This window comes from Pseudoalteromonas lipolytica (assembly GCF_900116435.1).
GTDB classification, from domain to species: Bacteria; Pseudomonadota; Gammaproteobacteria; order Enterobacterales; family Alteromonadaceae; genus Pseudoalteromonas; species Pseudoalteromonas lipolytica.
Genome location: NZ_FPAZ01000002.1, coordinates 122,582 through 138,586 on the forward strand (window position 1 = coordinate 122,582; position 16,005 = coordinate 138,586).

Below are 16,005 nucleotides of genomic sequence, written 5' to 3' on the forward strand. Positions count from 1 at the left end.
TTACCTAAAGTGGGTAAGTAGGTCAAAGGTATTATGTAACTGAACGTAAACAAAAAGGTGAGCTAAATAGCTCACCTGTATAAAAAGGGGTTATGACTCTTGTTGTGCAACATGGTCCATATATTCGTCAAATGTGCCCTGAAAATCGATGATCTGTTTGTCCTTAATATCGATAATGCGGGTTGCCAATGACGAAACAAACTCACGGTCGTGGCTCACAAAAATAAGCGTGCCTTCGTAATCTTTTAACGCATTGTTAAGCGCTTCGATGGCTTCCATATCCATGTGGTTCGTGGGTTCATCCATTACGAGTACATTAATGTCTTGCATCATTAATTTACCAAATAACAAACGGTTTTTCTCACCACCAGAACAGTTGCGCGCCTTTTTGTTGGCATCGTCTGCGGTAAATAACAAACGCCCTAGCATGCCACGCACCATTAAATCGTTATGCTTGGCTGTGCGCCACTGCGACATCCAGTCGAATAGGGTTAAGTCGTTATCAAAGTCTTTAGTGCTGTCTTGTGGGCAGTAACCAACGCTTGCATTTTCTGACCATTTAACAACCCCTTCGTTACTTTGAAGTTCGTTCACTAAGCAGCGTAAAAACGTCGTTTTACCCACGCCGTTTTCACCAATAACAGCCAGTTTTGCACCCGCTTCAAGTAATAAGTCGCCGCCGCTGAATAAGGTTTCGCCGTCAAAGCCATGGCCTAACTTAGTGAGTTCAAGTGCTTGGCGGTACATTTTTTTGCCTTCGTCAAAGTACAATGACGGGCTCATACGGCTTGATGATTTAACTTCATCTAGCTTAATTTTATCCATACGTTTAGCACGTGAACTCGCTTGCTTCGCTTTAGAGGCGTTAGCGCCAAAGCGGTTTACAAAGTCTTGAAGCTCATCGATTTCAGCGCTTTTCTTCGCATTTTCGGCCAGTAATTGTTCGCGTTGAAGGCTAGATGCCTCAATAAACTTTTCGTAGTTACCCGGGTAAATGCGCAGTTCGCCATAATCAATGTCGGCCATGTGCGTACAAACCGAGTTTAAAAAGTGACGGTCGTGCGAAATAATAATCATCGTACACTTACGTTGGTTAAGCTCATTGGCTAACCAGTTAATGGTGTAAATGTCTAAGTTATTGGTTGGCTCATCAAGAAGCAAAATATCAGGATTAGCAAACAGCGCTTGTGCTAATAACACACGCAGTTTCCAACCCGGTGCTACATTGGCCATTAACCCGTAATGAAACGCTTGTTCAATACCAGCTTGAATTAAAATTTCTTCAGCGCGGCTTTCTGCCGTGTAACCATCCATTTCGGCAAAGATACTTTCAAGCTCTGCGACCTTCATGCCGTCTTCTTCGCTCATTTCTGGTAATGAGTAAATGCGGTCACGCTCTTGCTTTACTTTCCAAAGCTCTGTATCGCCCATTATTACCGCATCAACCACTGTGTATTGCTCAAACGCAAATTGGTCTTGGCTTAGCGTTCCGACTTTTAAGCCTGGTGTAATCGACACGTTGCCTGAAGAAGGGGTAAGTGCACCACTTAAAATTTTCATAAAGGTTGACTTGCCGCAACCATTTGCGCCAATTAAACCATAGCGGTTACCGTTACCAAACTTGGCTGAAATGTTTTCGAACAACGGCTCTGCGCCAAATTGCATGGTGATATTTGCGGTTGAGATCAACGAATTATTCCTAGAAAAATACTGACAGGGTTATGGTGCAAAACTGCGAAAATAAACAAGCAATAGGGTAAATAATAGGCCGCGGATTATACAGATCCACCCACCGGAAGGCTATTAAATTTATATGAATACTAACGAGGAAAGATTAGAGCTAATAAAACAGACTTTATTGCCCTATATGCACCCTACACAGTTTAAACAGTGTAGGCGTGAAATTTATTTCGTGCGAAAAGTTCAATCGGTAGCAATGGCTCTACATCGCGTATTTAGTCCGCACCTCGCTCCTCGAATTTCGTACCTCGCATTACCCTTTTAGCTGCTCGCACTTCGCAGCTCGCATTTCGTAGCTAGCACTTAGCACTTCGTAGCTCGCACTTCGTAACTCGCACCTCGTAACTCGCACCTCGTAACTCGCTCCTCGTAACTCGCACTTCGCACCTCGCACTTCGTACCTCGCACCTCGCACTTCGTACCTCGCACCTCGAATTTCGTAGCTCGCACTTCGTAACTCGCATTTCGTAGCTAGCACTTAGCACTTCGTACTTCGCAGCTCGAATTTCGTAGCTCGAATTTCGCAGCTTATGCTAATTCAACAAACTAAAATCGACCTCGGGTAGGCATTCAAATCCTGGGCGAGCAAATAAATACCCTTGCATTAAACTGACGCCAGCACTGCGCAGCCATTGGTATTCTTCAATACATTCAATGCCCTCGGCAAGAGGTGTTATATTAAGCTCTTCGAACATTGCAATACAGTGGCTAACAATTGTTTGGCGTGCTTTATCAAGGTGAATATCGCGAACTAACTCCATATCAAGCTTAATAATATTACTTTGGAAATCGGCCAATAAATTTAACCCTGAGTAACCAGAGCCAAAATCGTCGGTCGCAGTAATAAATCCAAGTGATTGATAATATTCAATAACGCGTTTTATATGAGCGGTGTCTTCGACTTGTTCAACTTCGGTAAACTCGAACATTATTTGCTTAACAGGAAAGTTGTATTTTTGGGCGGCTGCTAGCGTCGTTTTAATACAACGCTCAGGTTGATAAATCGCATTAGGTAAAAAGTTAATACTTAAAATAGACGGTAACGCTAGCTTTGCAGCAAGAGAAATGGCTTTAACACGGCACAGTTGATCAAATGTGTAACGGTTATCGTCATTAACCTGAGAAATAACAGAATAAGCCGACTCATTATTAGGGCCTCTCACTAAGGCTTCGTAACCAAAAATATTCTTTGCGGAGCAGTCAATAATAGGTTGAAAAGCCATGGTGAAGTCAAAGCCTAGTTCTAAGTTGTCTTCACACTGTTTACAGCTTACTTGCTGGCAATTAGTTTGGTTAGTGCGCATTTTTTACCTATTTATTAAGTACTCTCTTATATAATAGTGCTAGTAAATTCGTAAATGTGCAATGTTCTCGTCTGTATTGTTTTACATAGGTTGTTGTAATCTTTTAGTTCTGTGTGGTGCTGCTCGCTTAAGTACATTGCTACAAGCCTTTAACTAGCAGAACACACTGACAATAAAAAACTGACAAAAGAACAATTGATAATAAAGCTGCTGATAACAGATCAATCGATTAAAAAATGTTTCTCACAGTGAACCTTTAACAGTGCACTTAAAACGCAATGCAGCTTAAAAAGTCGTTTTTAAAAACAGCTTACTCGCTGTGCTCATGCCAGAAATAACGCGGCTTTTAGCCTTAAACGCACCGTATTTTTTATGCTCAGGCATGATTTATTTTACGCATTGATTAAAAAATAACTTGCAAGCCTACCTACTGGTAGGTAATATCCTCAGCATGAACACGACATATACAAACATACTGCAACACGCCGATGCGCTTATTCAAAGCAATGGTTTCCATGGTTTTAGCTATGCAGACCTTGCAAAAGAGCTCGATATTCGCAAAGCGAGTATCCACCATCATTTTGCAACCAAAGCCGATTTGGGGATTGCGTTTTGTCAGTTAAAATGCGAGCAGCTAAAGCAGCTAGAATCACACTTAAAAACGCTGCCATCAGCCAAAGCACGTTTACAAGGTTATTTTGCTGTGTTTCAAAGTTGTGCGAACGATGGGCAAATGTGTGGTATTTACGCCATGCAAACCGACTTGCGACTCATGGCCGAACCGCTGCAAAAGCAGGTATTAAAAATGGCTGATCTTGAGCTAAATATACTCAGTGATATTTTGCAAGTCGGACTTGATAACGGTGAGTTTAATTTTAAACCGACTGCTTATCAGCAAGCGGTCATTATATGTTGCGCAATAAAAGGCGCACTTATGCTAAACCGAAGTGAGCATCATGCTGGTTTGTTTAATCAAACGTGTGATGCATGGATTGAGATGCTGGCCTAGTTCAGCACTCAAAAAATTTTACCTAGCAAGCCTACCTACTAGTAGGTTAAATAAAGGAGAGCTGTTATGGCTTTTACGAATACACAATTAACAACGTTTAACGCCCTTGGTGAAAAGCTAGAAAAAGCAGGTGTGCCGCTTATCTACATTACACTCGGTATCATCTATATTTGGTTTGGTGGTATTAAGTTTTCTGCGGGGCAGGCTGAGGGCATGTACGGCATGATAGCTAATAACCCACTGGTTTCGTGGATGTATGCCCTTTTCTCAAAGCAAGGCCTGGTAAACTTTTTAGGTTCGCTTGAAATTATCATCGGCTTATTATTTTTCGCACGCTTTATTAACCCCGCTTTATCGGTGCTTGGTGGGCTGTTATCCATGGCGTTATTTACAGTAACCATTAGCATGATGGTGTTTTTATCAGGTATTACGAGCGATGTCGGTTTTCCTGTATTGAGCTTTGTGGGTGAGTTTTTATTAAAAGATATAGGGTTGTTTGCAGCGTCGTTGTTTGTTGCTGGTAACAGCTTAAAAGCGTTAGTTGCAAAGCAAAACGCCCAGTAATGCCCGTGTAACATAAAGGTCCGAAAGGGCCTTTTTTCGTTTCAACGTGATTATTATGCTAGTTAGTTACTTAACACGTAAGGTGTGTAGCGAAAAAACAGCCAGCAAACATACTTTACAAGCCTTAAGTTTAGGCTGGGGGTATAAAGTAGGGGCATGCCTTATAAACATGGCCTAGTGTTGTTGCCCTAAATGTGACCTTTCCCCCCAAATTAACACCGGTTTTCTGTTCGAAATAATCTGCTAACTTAGCGAAAATAAATGAATTACATCTAAAAATACTGACACCAAAAAGCGTGTCTATTTAGATAACTGCTATACTAGAAAAATCACACAAGTTAAGCCTATATCATGATGATACTACACTTTATTTATACGAATAAAGTCTGAAAATGAAAATATAATTAATACTTTAGGGAAAACAGGCGATAATACTAGGTAACAAGACAGCAAAGGTGGATTCAATGTCTGCAGGTATTTCATTTAAAAATCTAAGTATTACAAAAAAAATTCATGCCATAACATGCATTGCAGTCATTGCATTTGTCATTATTGTGCTAACCAACTATATCGCGATGAGCGATAATAGAGGCTCACTTGATGAGCTAGAAAAGTCGTCTTATCAAGTCGTTAAACTCACCTCTGCAAATGTGGCCTTACTCGAAAAGCTCGATGAGCTATACACACAAGCGGTCACCTTTGGCGAGTCAGACTTAGTCGATAGCGCAGCACAAACGTACAAAGTAATTAACGAAAACCTGCAAAATATTATTGCTATCAATAACAGCTATGTGAACGCAGAAACAAAAGAAAAACTACAGCAATACGCAAAAACCTCTTCTGCTATTGCCAGCTCCATGATCGACGGTACAGCCGACTTTAGTAAAATTCAGCAACAGGCACAGCAAAAAACAAAGCTATATGAAGCCGTACTCACCGGTTTTAAAGGGGCTCAGGCGCGCGCTGATGACCGCTTTTTTGAATTAGTACAAGCCACTAAAGCGCGTTCTGACAACGCACTGCATTTAATGCTCGTTGTGTCGATTATATCGTTAGTTTTATTGGTGATTACCTCAATTTGGATTGCCCGTGGTATTGGCTCGTCTGCAAGTGCGGCTGCCGACAACTTACGCTTACTTGCAGATGGCAAAGGCTCTTTGAGCACGCAGCTGGCTGTGCATGCTAAAGACGAAATTGGTCATGTATCCATTAACTTTAATGCCTTTATAAAGCTATTAAAGGCCGCAGTACTTGAAGTAATTGCAGTGTGCGAGCCGCTAATGGAAAACTCAACCCGATTAGTACAAGGTATGGAACGCGCCGAAAAAGCCACAACCAAACAAACGACCGATGCAGAAATAGTGAAGCAATCAATGGAAGAAATGCGCCAAAGCGTGGCCGACATCTCTCATTCTGCTGCAAGTGCATCAGAAGCAGCGCAAACAGCAGAACGCGAAGTAGAGCAAAGCCGCACGCAAATTCAGCGCTCAGTGATAGAGTCGCGCACCTTAAGCGACGAAATAAACCAAGCCGCTTCAACAATCAACCAATTGGCAAGCGACACTAAAAACGTAACGCAAATTTTGAACGTGATTACTTCAATTGCAGAGCAAACTAACTTATTAGCGCTGAATGCTGCAATTGAAGCCGCGCGCGCCGGTGAGCAAGGTCGAGGCTTTGCCGTGGTAGCCGACGAAGTAAGAGAACTGGCTTCACGTACATCGCAATCGACAAATGAAATCAGAGAGCTGCTTTCAACACTTACCACCGCAGCCAGTGAATCGGTAAATGCAATGAACTCAGCGCGCGACATGGCAATGAACAACGCCGAAGCCGCAGAGAATACAGGCCTATCGATTGAGAAAATCTCTGAGCAAATTTTAGAAATTAACGGCATGAACTCGCAAATTGCCGCCGCAACCGAAGAGCAAACCTCTGTTGCCAGCATGGTTGTAGAAAATGTGTCTAACATGCACATGTCGTTCGAAGAGACCATGGACTCGCTTTCGGCAGTACGCGATGTTGCTAAAAACTTACATTACCTGTCTGACTCACTGTTAGACGCCACAGCAAAATTTAAAGTTGAATAAGCTAAAAACGACACGCTAAAATTAAAAAAGCCACTTCATATTGAAGTGGCTTTTTACTACGTAAACAAATACCGATTAAAACGTCGCAATAACTTTTACTTTGTCGGTCACTTTCGCAGCATCAATATAGCCAATCGCATCGTTATTAGAGGCAACAAAGTCAATAACGGCTTGATCATTCGCCAGCTTTTCAGGAGGCGTGCCCTTACCGGTAAAAACCAGCTTAGACCAATACGCATTAAGCTGGCTGCTCGACTTACCTACCACCTTGTCGTTAAACTCATCGCTCACGCTGTTACCATCTTGGTTTACAGGGTTTACTTTAGTGCCATCGTCGAACGACTTTGCTTTACCAAGGTAGATCTTTTTAATGGTGCCTTCATCAATTGCATTGCCATTGGCCGGATTAACAATCACGGCAACGTCTGCAAAAGCGGTGCTCGATAAAAGCGTTACCGCTGTAGCTAATAGTAATTTTTTCATTATGAACTCCAATTAAAAAACTAAATCAACAGCAACAGCAACGACATCAGTTTCTGTATCAGTGATGTCATCTTTAAAGCGACTAAAGTCAACTTTTAAAGCGGCAGACGGGTGGAAGTCATAACGAGTACCAATGGTGTAAACGTTACTTTTTGCTTTAACGCCCTCTAATACCTGGTTAATACCCGCGTTTAATGCCGGTACAGCAGGTAACGCGTTATAGCGATTACTATCGTGTTTGTCGTCGTTGTTTTCGTAAGTTAAGTGAACGGTCCACTCATTCATTCGATAACCAACCGACGTGTAATATTGTGTTTGTTTAGCCAGCGCACTGTTTTCTACTTCAAACTCAGTGTACTCAGCGTCAAATAAAATGTTGTTGTAATCAATCGAAAAACCAATCGCAAAGAACGAGCCATCATCTTCATTTGCAGCAATATCATTGGCTTGATCAACAAAGCCTGCACCACGTAATGCTTGCTCTAAGCCATTAAGTGCAATACCTGCGTCGGTATCGTTTGCAATATCAATGGTTGTTTCGGCAACAAAGTAAGCAGCGCGAGCGCTAAACCAGTCGTAGGCTAGAGTCCAGTTAATACCCGCAATGTCGTTTAACTCAGTGTCGCCATTAACAGATACAACCGCAATATCACCATCGAAACTGCCGTAAATAACTTGCAAGGTAGAGTCCCAATCGCCTAATTGGGTATTGTGCAATAAGCTTAAACCTTCATAGGTCGAAAACGGTAAGTTATACACTGATTGTGGTGGACGAACCCAGCGGTACGTGTAACCCACATCTAAAAAGTCTGAGTAGCGGTAAAACGGCGCACGCATTTTACCTGCGCTTAGTTGCAGCTCGTCGGTAAACTCATAGGTTAAATAAGCCCACTCAAACTCAGCGTCAAAATCGTTATCGCCACGGGCAACAATTTGTGCTGTCGCACTTAATTTCTCTTGTAAATCAGCTGAAAGCTGTAAAGCAAACATGCTCTCATTCTTAAAAGAGATATCGTTATCGTAGCCGTATAAAGTTGTGTCGTCGTCGAGAGTTTTACCCCCCACAATTGAAGCAAAGCCATTTATGCGAACTTCTGCAAGCGTGTTTGCAGACACGAAAGCAGCACATAGCGCCAATGCGATAGGAAGTTTTTTCATTGTGTATCCCTAGTATTTAGTATTAAGAATGTTGATTTCACTTAACATTATAGTCGTATGTTTAGAAATGGGCGACAAAAGCACTATTAAATTGTGACTTTTGCAACAAATAACCTGTTATATATCAAACATAACGCAAGCAATGGCGCAGCTTTTACCTGCTAAAGTGTTAAATTGGTCGTGAGGTAGGCAGGGGAATACTTCGCGTGTTTATATTAATTAACACTTTTGGGGCGATTAGCAGTAAAAAATGCAATAACGGCTTCATGCTTCGCTTTGTTTAACTGGTTTGGCCTAATTGAACTTTCTTCATTCATTTTATTTACCGATATCTCGCTTTAATGCTATTTTTAACTTAAGCATTACTGCCACGATAAAGGACGTAAAATGGCAACCAAAACAATCGATTACTACAACCAAAACGCACAAGCATTTGTTGATGCCACGCTCGATGTAGATTTAACTCAGCTTTACGATGAGTTTTTACCGCTGCTGCCAAAATATGGCACCGTGTTAGATGCTGGGTGTGGCTCTGGCCGCGACGCCTTTATTTTTAAAGAGCGGGGCTTTAGCGTTGATGCGTTTGATATAAGCCCCGAAATAGCCAAGCTAGCCTCAGAATACTTAAATCAAGAGGTGGCAGTAAGCAGCTTTCAAGACCTAAAAGACGTTGAAAAATACGACGGCATTTGGTGCTGCGCAAGTTTAATTCATGTCTCAAAAAACGACTTAACCGACGCCTTTAATAACCTAGCCCGCGCACTTAAACCTCAAGGTATTGTGTATGTATCGTTTAAATACGGCGACGGCGAGCGAGAACACAACGGCCGCGAATTTACCGACCTAAACGAAGTTGGCCTCGAAAGCATTATTAAAAACACCAACCTGTTTATTTTAAAGTCATGGCAAAGCGCCGACCAGCGCCCAGAGCGCGCCAACGAAATATGGCTAAACGCAATTTTGCATAAACGAACGCCAAAGTAAGTCTTTAGTCTTGTAAATTACAAAACGACAGTGCGGCATACCCCGTTATGCCGCATTTTTAAACGAATCCCTCACATGTTAATTTAGAGCAACCACTTTATTCATCGATAAACCCTATATTTATCATGGCTATTCGTGCTAGATTGTTTTTAAACTTAATAGCAGCTTAACGGCTCGTTATTTAGTATTAATAAATAACCATGGAGCGGTTTACTCATTTTAAGCCGCAGTAACAGGATTTAGCTTATGCGCTTAAAAGAAGCCCTCAGCGTTTTATCAAAGCCTTCATTAAAGGCATAGTTTGGATATGGCTATGCAGCAACAGCTCGACTTTATCGCTTATATTCAACGCATGCTGGTGGAAGGGGACTTTAGTGCCACTTACAAGTTTGCCTTGTTGCATGCGCTTGCTGATATCAGCATTGAAAAACAGCAAATAGATCCGAATGCGCAATTACAAATAACGTTTGACGAATTAGTCGAAAAGTTTATTGCGTTGTATTGGCACCAAGCATCTCCTTTTGGTGCCATTGGTAATAATAGAGACCAGCTGCTTTTACAAAATACCAATTCCAAAAAACAAGCCAAAATCATCACCACACTGCACGATGCAAAATTAAATAACATTAATTCAGTTAGCCAATTAAAAAAGTGCAGTGATTGGAAAAACATACGCAGAACAACGTTACAAACCATAAAAGATGGACCGTTATGGTTATTACAAAAGCTAAATGGCAAGGAAGAGTGTTTCTTATATCCTCATGTTAAAGGGCAGCAATACATTACCTTAAATGCAGGTATTGCCAGTTGCTTTAGACGCTTTTACGACTTAGTTGTGTACTTAGCTAAAAATGCATGGCTACAAAAAATTCAAAGTATTAAATACAACCAAGCGCTAATCGGCCCACAAAGCCAACTTCATGACTTTTTATTTGGCTTTGATCGCAATGCACTCAATAAAGCAAAGCCTGTATTAATAGAACTACAACGCGGTCACTGCTTTTATTGTCAAAAGGCATTAAACAGCAAAACCGAGGTTGATCACTTTATTCCGTTTACGCGTTACGCCAACGATTTAGGCCACAACTTTGTGGCAGCTCATAGTAAATGCAATAACAACAAACGCGACTTTTTAGCTGCGCAAGAGCACCGTGAGCGCTGGCAAGAACAAAACCTTGTCATATATAACCAGCATATATCTCGTGAGTTGAGCGATTACTTTAATTGTGATGCCGAAAAATCACGCTCAGTGAGCGACTGGGCGTATCAGGTTGCACAGGCAAACAGCGCCAAATTGTGGGTAGGCATAAATAGTTTTGAGTTTGCAGAAAGTGCTGTTTATCAACAGCAAAATAATGAGCTTGGTTTAGTGGCGGAAAGTAAGCCAAGTTATAACGTGTAGATAGTGAAGTTTAACGTACAGACCTAGAGTTTGCGTGCAGGACTTTTAAGGGATTAAAAACCTCTATTTGAGGTTTTATCGCGTTGGCGATGGCAACCAAAGAGAGGCTGCCGCCGACCTCTCTCTGGACTTTCTCGGCGCACCCGAGGATCACACTTGATCTTCAACTTATGTTAATGATGTGAACGTAACCAGCGTAGATAGGCCATCCATGGCCAAGCTACGCTTTGTACAGCATCCATGCTGTAAATTACTCATCATTAACTTAGTTTCAGGTGTGATCACGGGGAATTGGAGTGTGCTGGTAGATTGGTGTTACTTAATAGCTGTTCCATTAAACTCTAGAAATGAATATTAACTGAACGAAAATTGCTCTAATTACAAATAACTGCTAGGTTAATAACCACATAATAAGAAAGGACTCTGTAAAATGAAACTTAATCAAGTTTTATCTATCGTCAACCAAGTTGAAAAATCAAAATTCATTTCATGTCTCGATCGCCTTTGTTCTGATGCAGCTAAAAATAATAAGAAGCTAGCTAAAACGATCGATAATATTGATGGACAAATAAAAAATGCATCGGGCAGTGAAATAACTCAGCTTTTTAATACAGTGAGAGACTTCTTTAAAGAGTCTGTTAAAGAACAGATTTTAATGAGTTCTGCACAGCTAAACTTATTAATTAATTTGTTAAGTCGAGATGGTAACTGTGTTGCAAGAATCAGTTGGATTGAAACTCTATACGCAAAAGAGTGGAAAGAGTTGTCAAAGCTATCTAAAGATCTACTGACATGTATAAAGCAAGGCTCACCTGAAAGTACATTCGACAGAAATAAAGCTCTCAAAATTTATCATGCTTGCATGAATGAAGCGTATTTTAATGATCAAAAAAATAATCGTGATGCAAAAGTAACTGATGATGAAAGAAGTATTCTAAATGTTCTTTCTAATGAGTTAGAGCTAACAACTGATGAGTGCGCTGCAATAGAGCATTTAGTAGATGTGATTCCAGAAAATGGTGTTCTAGATGCGCTAAATAGCTTGAGAGATATGGGCTTAGTATTTATCAGCAAAAAACGACAAGAAGTATTTGTTCCAGATGAAATTGTTACATTATTAAATGAATTACAAGGCAAAGATTTAGCTGATAAATATGTGTTAAGAATATTAAGAACTTGCACAGATGCTGAACTTTCAAATGCACTAAAAGCTCATGGCCGTAAGATCCGAGGCATTAGTCGAGCTGAGAAAATTCAAACAATTATTCATTCAGGTATAAGTGCATCTAAGCTTTTAAGTGATGATATACATAGCCCTGAAGATACACAAAATCAGCGAAAAGAACGCTTAAAGCAGTTAATCACTGATCTTGAAATTGATACTGAAAAGTTGGGGACAACTTTAGATGAAAGAATAGGCTTAATTTTAAATTCGTTGTCTGGTGCAACTGAAAAAGAGTTTGATTCTTTGAGTGCTAGTGGGTTTAAACAATTACTCAAAACGCTCGAAGAGCACTTCCCAACCATGCCAGCAGTTTTGAAAGAAGCTTTTGAGTTAGAGCCAACTGAAATTATAGACACAGAAAAACTTCGTTCACTTAGTATCACACCCCATGACATTTTATATCTGCTATCAAATGATGAAGTAAAAGAAGTGCGCGACAGCATAGGTTTATCAAAGCGTGGTAATCCTCGTTTTGCAATATTGGAAAGCTTTGCAAATGCCACAGATAAATTAATTGAAAACTACGATGCCTTAGCAAGAAGAGATGTGAATGCACTTCGAGATGCAGGTGTCGAAGTTTTAGAGGCAGATTTAGGTATTAAATTTGAAGAAGTCACAAAAGCTATATTAGAAGTTTTAGAATTAAACATTGATGAAGATCTGCGTAAAGACCTCAATACAACCAAAGACAAGGCTGATATTGTTATTTCGTTGAGTGATAACGATATCATTATTGGTGAAGCGAAAACCTGCAAAAACGGTGATTTTGCTAAATACTCAACGACCTCTCGCCAAGTTAAAGCTTATGTAACTCGCGCTGAAAATCAGGGCAAACGAGTTGCTCAAGTACTAATAATTGCACCGAGTTTTTCTGAGGATTTTATTGAGTCTGCTGAAATGGATACAGAGGTAAATATCTCTCTTCTCGAGGCACATGGTTTGAAGTTAATACTCGACGCTTATAAATCTAAGCGAAATCCAAGCTTTGCCCCTAAATTATTGACTAAGGGTGGCTTGTTGAAAGCTGAGTTAATAGCGAAAAATATATAAATCTTAAAGTCCACAAATATTCAAGGAATAATATGACGACCACGACAGTACATAATCCAGATCAGTATATGTATGACTTTCGCCATTTATTAACGCACAACAAAAAGAAAATAGGAGTTTTAATAGGTGCAGGGGCACCTGTTAGTATTAACACTGCTGATCCAAATACTCCAAGAAAGCCCTTGATTCCAGATATTGCTGGGTTAACAGAGCTTGTATATCAAGGTTTAGATGATTCGGAGAAAAAAGTATTCGATGCTTTAGAAATAGATCTCGGTATTAAAAATATCGAATTAATACTTTCTCGCGTACGTTCTTTAGCTGAAGTAATTGGTATAACTGAAGTATATGGACTTAATGCTAAAGGTTATGAAAAGTTATCATTCAAAATATGTAGTATTATTAAAGCTATAGTGAGCAAGGAACTACCAAGCTGCGATAATCCTTATAGCCACTTGATTTCATGGATTAATGGAATAAACAGAGACTTTGCAGTTGAGCTATTTACAACAAACTATGATTTATTATTAGAAGAGGCTATGGAGAGAGTAAGAACACCATATTTTGACGGTTTTTCAGGTTCTAGAAATGCTTTCTTTGACCCATCTAGTATTTCAAGTAATGATTTGCCTGCTAAATGGATTAGGTTATGGAAGTTACATGGGTCAATTAATTGGTCAAAAAATGAAAAGGGGGAGGTAATACGCGGAAATAGCAACGATGAAGATACGATGGTTTATCCTTCTCATATAAAATATGACCAAACTCAATCAGCTCCATTTTCAGCTCTATTTGATAGACTTAAAAATTTTCTTCTTGAACCTGATACCCTTCTTTTAACAATCGGATTTTCTTTTGCCGACGCACATATAACTGCTAAGTTAGATGAATGTCTTTCGGAAAATAAATCTTCAGCAATACTTGCATTTCAATATAAGAAATTAGATGAAGAACTTTATGCAACTTGTGCAGCTTTAAGAACACCAAATATAAGTGTCTATTGTTCTGATGGTGCTGTAATTAATGGAATAAAAGCACCTTGGGCAATAGGCCAATCACCAAGCAAAAATTGGGATATTATTCGAAGTGAATATTGGATGAATAATTCATTCAAGTTAGGTGACTTTGTTACCTTTGCTAAATTTTTAGCTAGTTCAGGTGGATCCTCAATTCGTTTACAAGAGCTTTTATTAGAGGATAAAAAAGTAGAACAAGGCCATGTAGATGAATAAAGTCCCAACCTTTTTAGGAAATATTACATCGGTCTCTGGTGCTTCTATTTTTGTTGAGTTAACACCACAAGTAGTTTCTGGTTTATTAGTTATTGAAGGAAAAACTCATAGGATTGGACAAGTTGGCAGCTTTGTTCGGATACCGCAAGGTTATAACAATCTTTACGGTATTATATCGGAAACAGCAGAACATTCATCAGATAAAAATAACCATAGTACAAGCAGGGTAATTAAAGTTGAGTTAGTTGGTGAAGCCATAGGTAGTGATTTTGAGCGTGGAATCAGTCAATTCCCTTCAATTTCAGAAGAAGTACATTTAGTCACTGAGACTGACTTAAAAAAGATATATGGTACTGGAGATCTAGGTCAAATCATAATAGGCAAGCTTTCAAGCTCTGATAGTATTGATGTAAGTATCGATTTAGATAACTTAGTCAATAAGCATAGCGCTGTTCTTGGCTCCACAGGCTCAGGGAAATCAACAAGTGTTGCTAGTCTATTGAGAGCAATCATTACTTCTCATACACCAGAAGTTTTAATGCCTTCTGCTAGAGTTGTTCTTTTTGATCTTCATGGTGAATATTCATCTGCCTTAGGTGATATTGCGAATATTTTTACCATTGATGGTGAAAAAGGTACTGAGAATTTATTTATACCATACTGGTGTGTAGCCCCCGAAAGCTTGATTGAATTTCTTTGTGGTAATACCCAGGATTTAAAAAATAAATTTTTAGACTTTATAGTGGAAGAAAAAAAAGAGTTTATTAATAAGAACCCGGAAATTAATTTAGACCCAAATAAAGTAACTGCAACAACTCCAATACCATTTAGCTTAAAGAAAGTATGGTATGACCTATATAAGTTTGATTCAATCACTTGGAATGAAAAAGAAATGGAAACGCCTGCCTTTGCTGTTAATGGGGAAGGTGATATAGATAATTTAATACCTCCAAAATTTAGGCCTCCAAATACTTCAACGGATGGTTTTACAAAGAAAGGAGGAGATAATCGATGGAAGAAAAACCTTGATAATATGCGTTCAAAGTTACTTGATAGTCAGTATAGCTTCTTCCTATCGCCTGGAGGTTGGTCACCGGACGTAAACTACAAATCAGAGAAAGACTTACAGGATTTGATTAAGAGCTGGGTAGGTGAAGATAAACCTATCACAATATTAGATTTATCAGGGATGCCATCTGAGAAACTGGATCTTTTACTGGGTTCAATGCTTGATATTCTCTTTGAGTCCGCAATTTGGAGTAGAAATTTAGATGCAGGTATGCGCTTAAATCCTTTATTACTCGTTATGGAAGAAGCGCATCGTTATCTTTCTGTGGAAAATAGTGGTTTATCTAAAGCAATGGTAAGACGAATTGCAAAAGAAGGCCGAAAATTTGGTGTTGGTTCAATGTTAATAAGTCAAAGACCTTCAGAGATAGATGAAACTATTCTTTCGCAATGTGGAACTCTATTTTCATTAAGAATAAGTAATTCAGCGGATCGTAGTAGAGTTAAGTCGGCAATGGCAGACAGCCTTTCAGGTATAGTTGATTCTTTACCTGTTTTAAGAACTGGTGAGGCTATAGTGACAGGCGAAGCAGCAAAGTTACCTATGCGATTTAAGTTTAGGATACCTAAAACAGGCCAATTTCCGAATAGCCACGACCCTCAAGTATCGAAAAGTTGGACTAATGTAAGAAAGGCTCACGACTTTAAAGTTTTGGTGAGTGCATGGCGCTCGCAATGTACTGAAGTTAAATGAAT

Annotated in this window: 12 protein-coding genes; 8 read left to right on the forward strand and 4 right to left on the reverse strand. The window is 39.7% G+C overall.

Annotated features, from left to right (window positions below; translation table 11 throughout):
- Positions 1 to 90 precede the first annotated feature (90 nt).
- A complete protein-coding gene (locus tag BM378_RS02085) occupies positions 91 to 1,689 on the reverse strand; it encodes an ABC-F family ATPase (protein WP_074988464.1) in 1,599 nt (532 codons plus the stop codon).
- 584 nt (positions 1,690 to 2,273) lie between these two features.
- Positions 2,274 to 3,044: an EAL domain-containing protein gene (locus BM378_RS02095; protein WP_074988466.1), complete on the reverse strand. Its 771-nt coding sequence runs from the start codon at positions 3,042 to 3,044 to the stop codon at positions 2,274 to 2,276.
- Between the two features lie 451 nt (positions 3,045 to 3,495).
- Here BM378_RS02095 and BM378_RS02100 point away from each other — a divergent pair, with 451 nt between their 5' ends.
- The 3 genes from BM378_RS02100 (at position 3,496) to BM378_RS02110 (ending at position 6,707) form a co-directional block, all read left to right on the forward strand.
- Positions 3,496 to 4,053, forward strand: coding sequence for a TetR/AcrR family transcriptional regulator (locus BM378_RS02100; protein WP_074988467.1), 558 nt, complete (start codon positions 3,496 to 3,498; stop codon positions 4,051 to 4,053).
- A gap of 66 nt (positions 4,054 to 4,119) precedes the next feature.
- Positions 4,120 to 4,617 (forward strand): DUF417 family protein, encoded by a 498-nt coding sequence (locus BM378_RS02105; protein WP_074988468.1) that lies wholly within the window; start codon positions 4,120 to 4,122, stop codon positions 4,615 to 4,617.
- A 464-nt stretch (positions 4,618 to 5,081) separates the two neighbouring features.
- Positions 5,082 to 6,707, forward strand: a complete 1,626-nt coding sequence (locus BM378_RS02110; protein WP_036972510.1) for a methyl-accepting chemotaxis protein — start codon at positions 5,082 to 5,084, stop codon at positions 6,705 to 6,707.
- A gap of 75 nt (positions 6,708 to 6,782) precedes the next feature.
- Here the strand turns inward: BM378_RS02110 and BM378_RS02115 are convergent, their stop codons facing one another.
- Complete coding sequence (locus tag BM378_RS02115) at positions 6,783 to 7,190, reverse strand: type 2 periplasmic-binding domain-containing protein (RefSeq protein ID WP_065979240.1); 408 nt, start codon at positions 7,188 to 7,190, stop codon at positions 6,783 to 6,785.
- Positions 7,191 to 7,202: 12 nt separating this feature from the next.
- Positions 7,203 to 8,348 carry a porin gene (locus BM378_RS02120; RefSeq protein WP_036972508.1) on the reverse strand — a complete coding sequence of 382 codons (1,146 nt, stop codon included), beginning with the start codon at positions 8,346 to 8,348 and terminating at the stop codon, positions 7,203 to 7,205.
- Positions 8,349 to 8,735: 387 nt separating this feature from the next.
- Between BM378_RS02120 and BM378_RS02125 the strand changes: the two genes are divergently transcribed.
- The 5 genes from BM378_RS02125 to BM378_RS02145 all read left to right on the forward strand — a co-directional run bounded on the left by BM378_RS02125 (position 8,736) and on the right by BM378_RS02145 (position 16,003).
- On the forward strand, positions 8,736 to 9,332 hold the full coding sequence (locus BM378_RS02125; protein WP_074988469.1) for a class I SAM-dependent methyltransferase: 597 nt from the start codon (positions 8,736 to 8,738) through the stop codon (positions 9,330 to 9,332).
- Between the two features lie 313 nt (positions 9,333 to 9,645).
- The gene (locus BM378_RS02130) at positions 9,646 to 10,734 is read left to right on the forward strand and encodes an HNH endonuclease (RefSeq protein WP_083422863.1); all 1,089 of its coding nucleotides are present in this window, start codon (positions 9,646 to 9,648) and stop codon (positions 10,732 to 10,734) included.
- Between the two features lie 430 nt (positions 10,735 to 11,164).
- Positions 11,165 to 13,009: a hypothetical protein gene (locus BM378_RS02135; protein ID WP_074988471.1), complete on the forward strand. Its 1,845-nt coding sequence runs from the start codon at positions 11,165 to 11,167 to the stop codon at positions 13,007 to 13,009.
- Positions 13,010 to 13,041: 32 nt separating this feature from the next.
- Positions 13,042 to 14,241 carry an SIR2 family protein gene (locus tag BM378_RS02140; protein ID WP_083422853.1) on the forward strand — a complete coding sequence of 400 codons (1,200 nt, stop codon included), beginning with the start codon at positions 13,042 to 13,044 and terminating at the stop codon, positions 14,239 to 14,241.
- Positions 14,234 to 16,003: an ATP-binding protein gene (locus BM378_RS02145; RefSeq protein WP_074988472.1), complete on the forward strand. Its 1,770-nt coding sequence runs from the start codon at positions 14,234 to 14,236 to the stop codon at positions 16,001 to 16,003. The genes BM378_RS02140 and BM378_RS02145 overlap by 8 nt, the downstream gene beginning before the upstream one ends.
- Positions 16,004 to 16,005 lie beyond the last annotated feature (2 nt).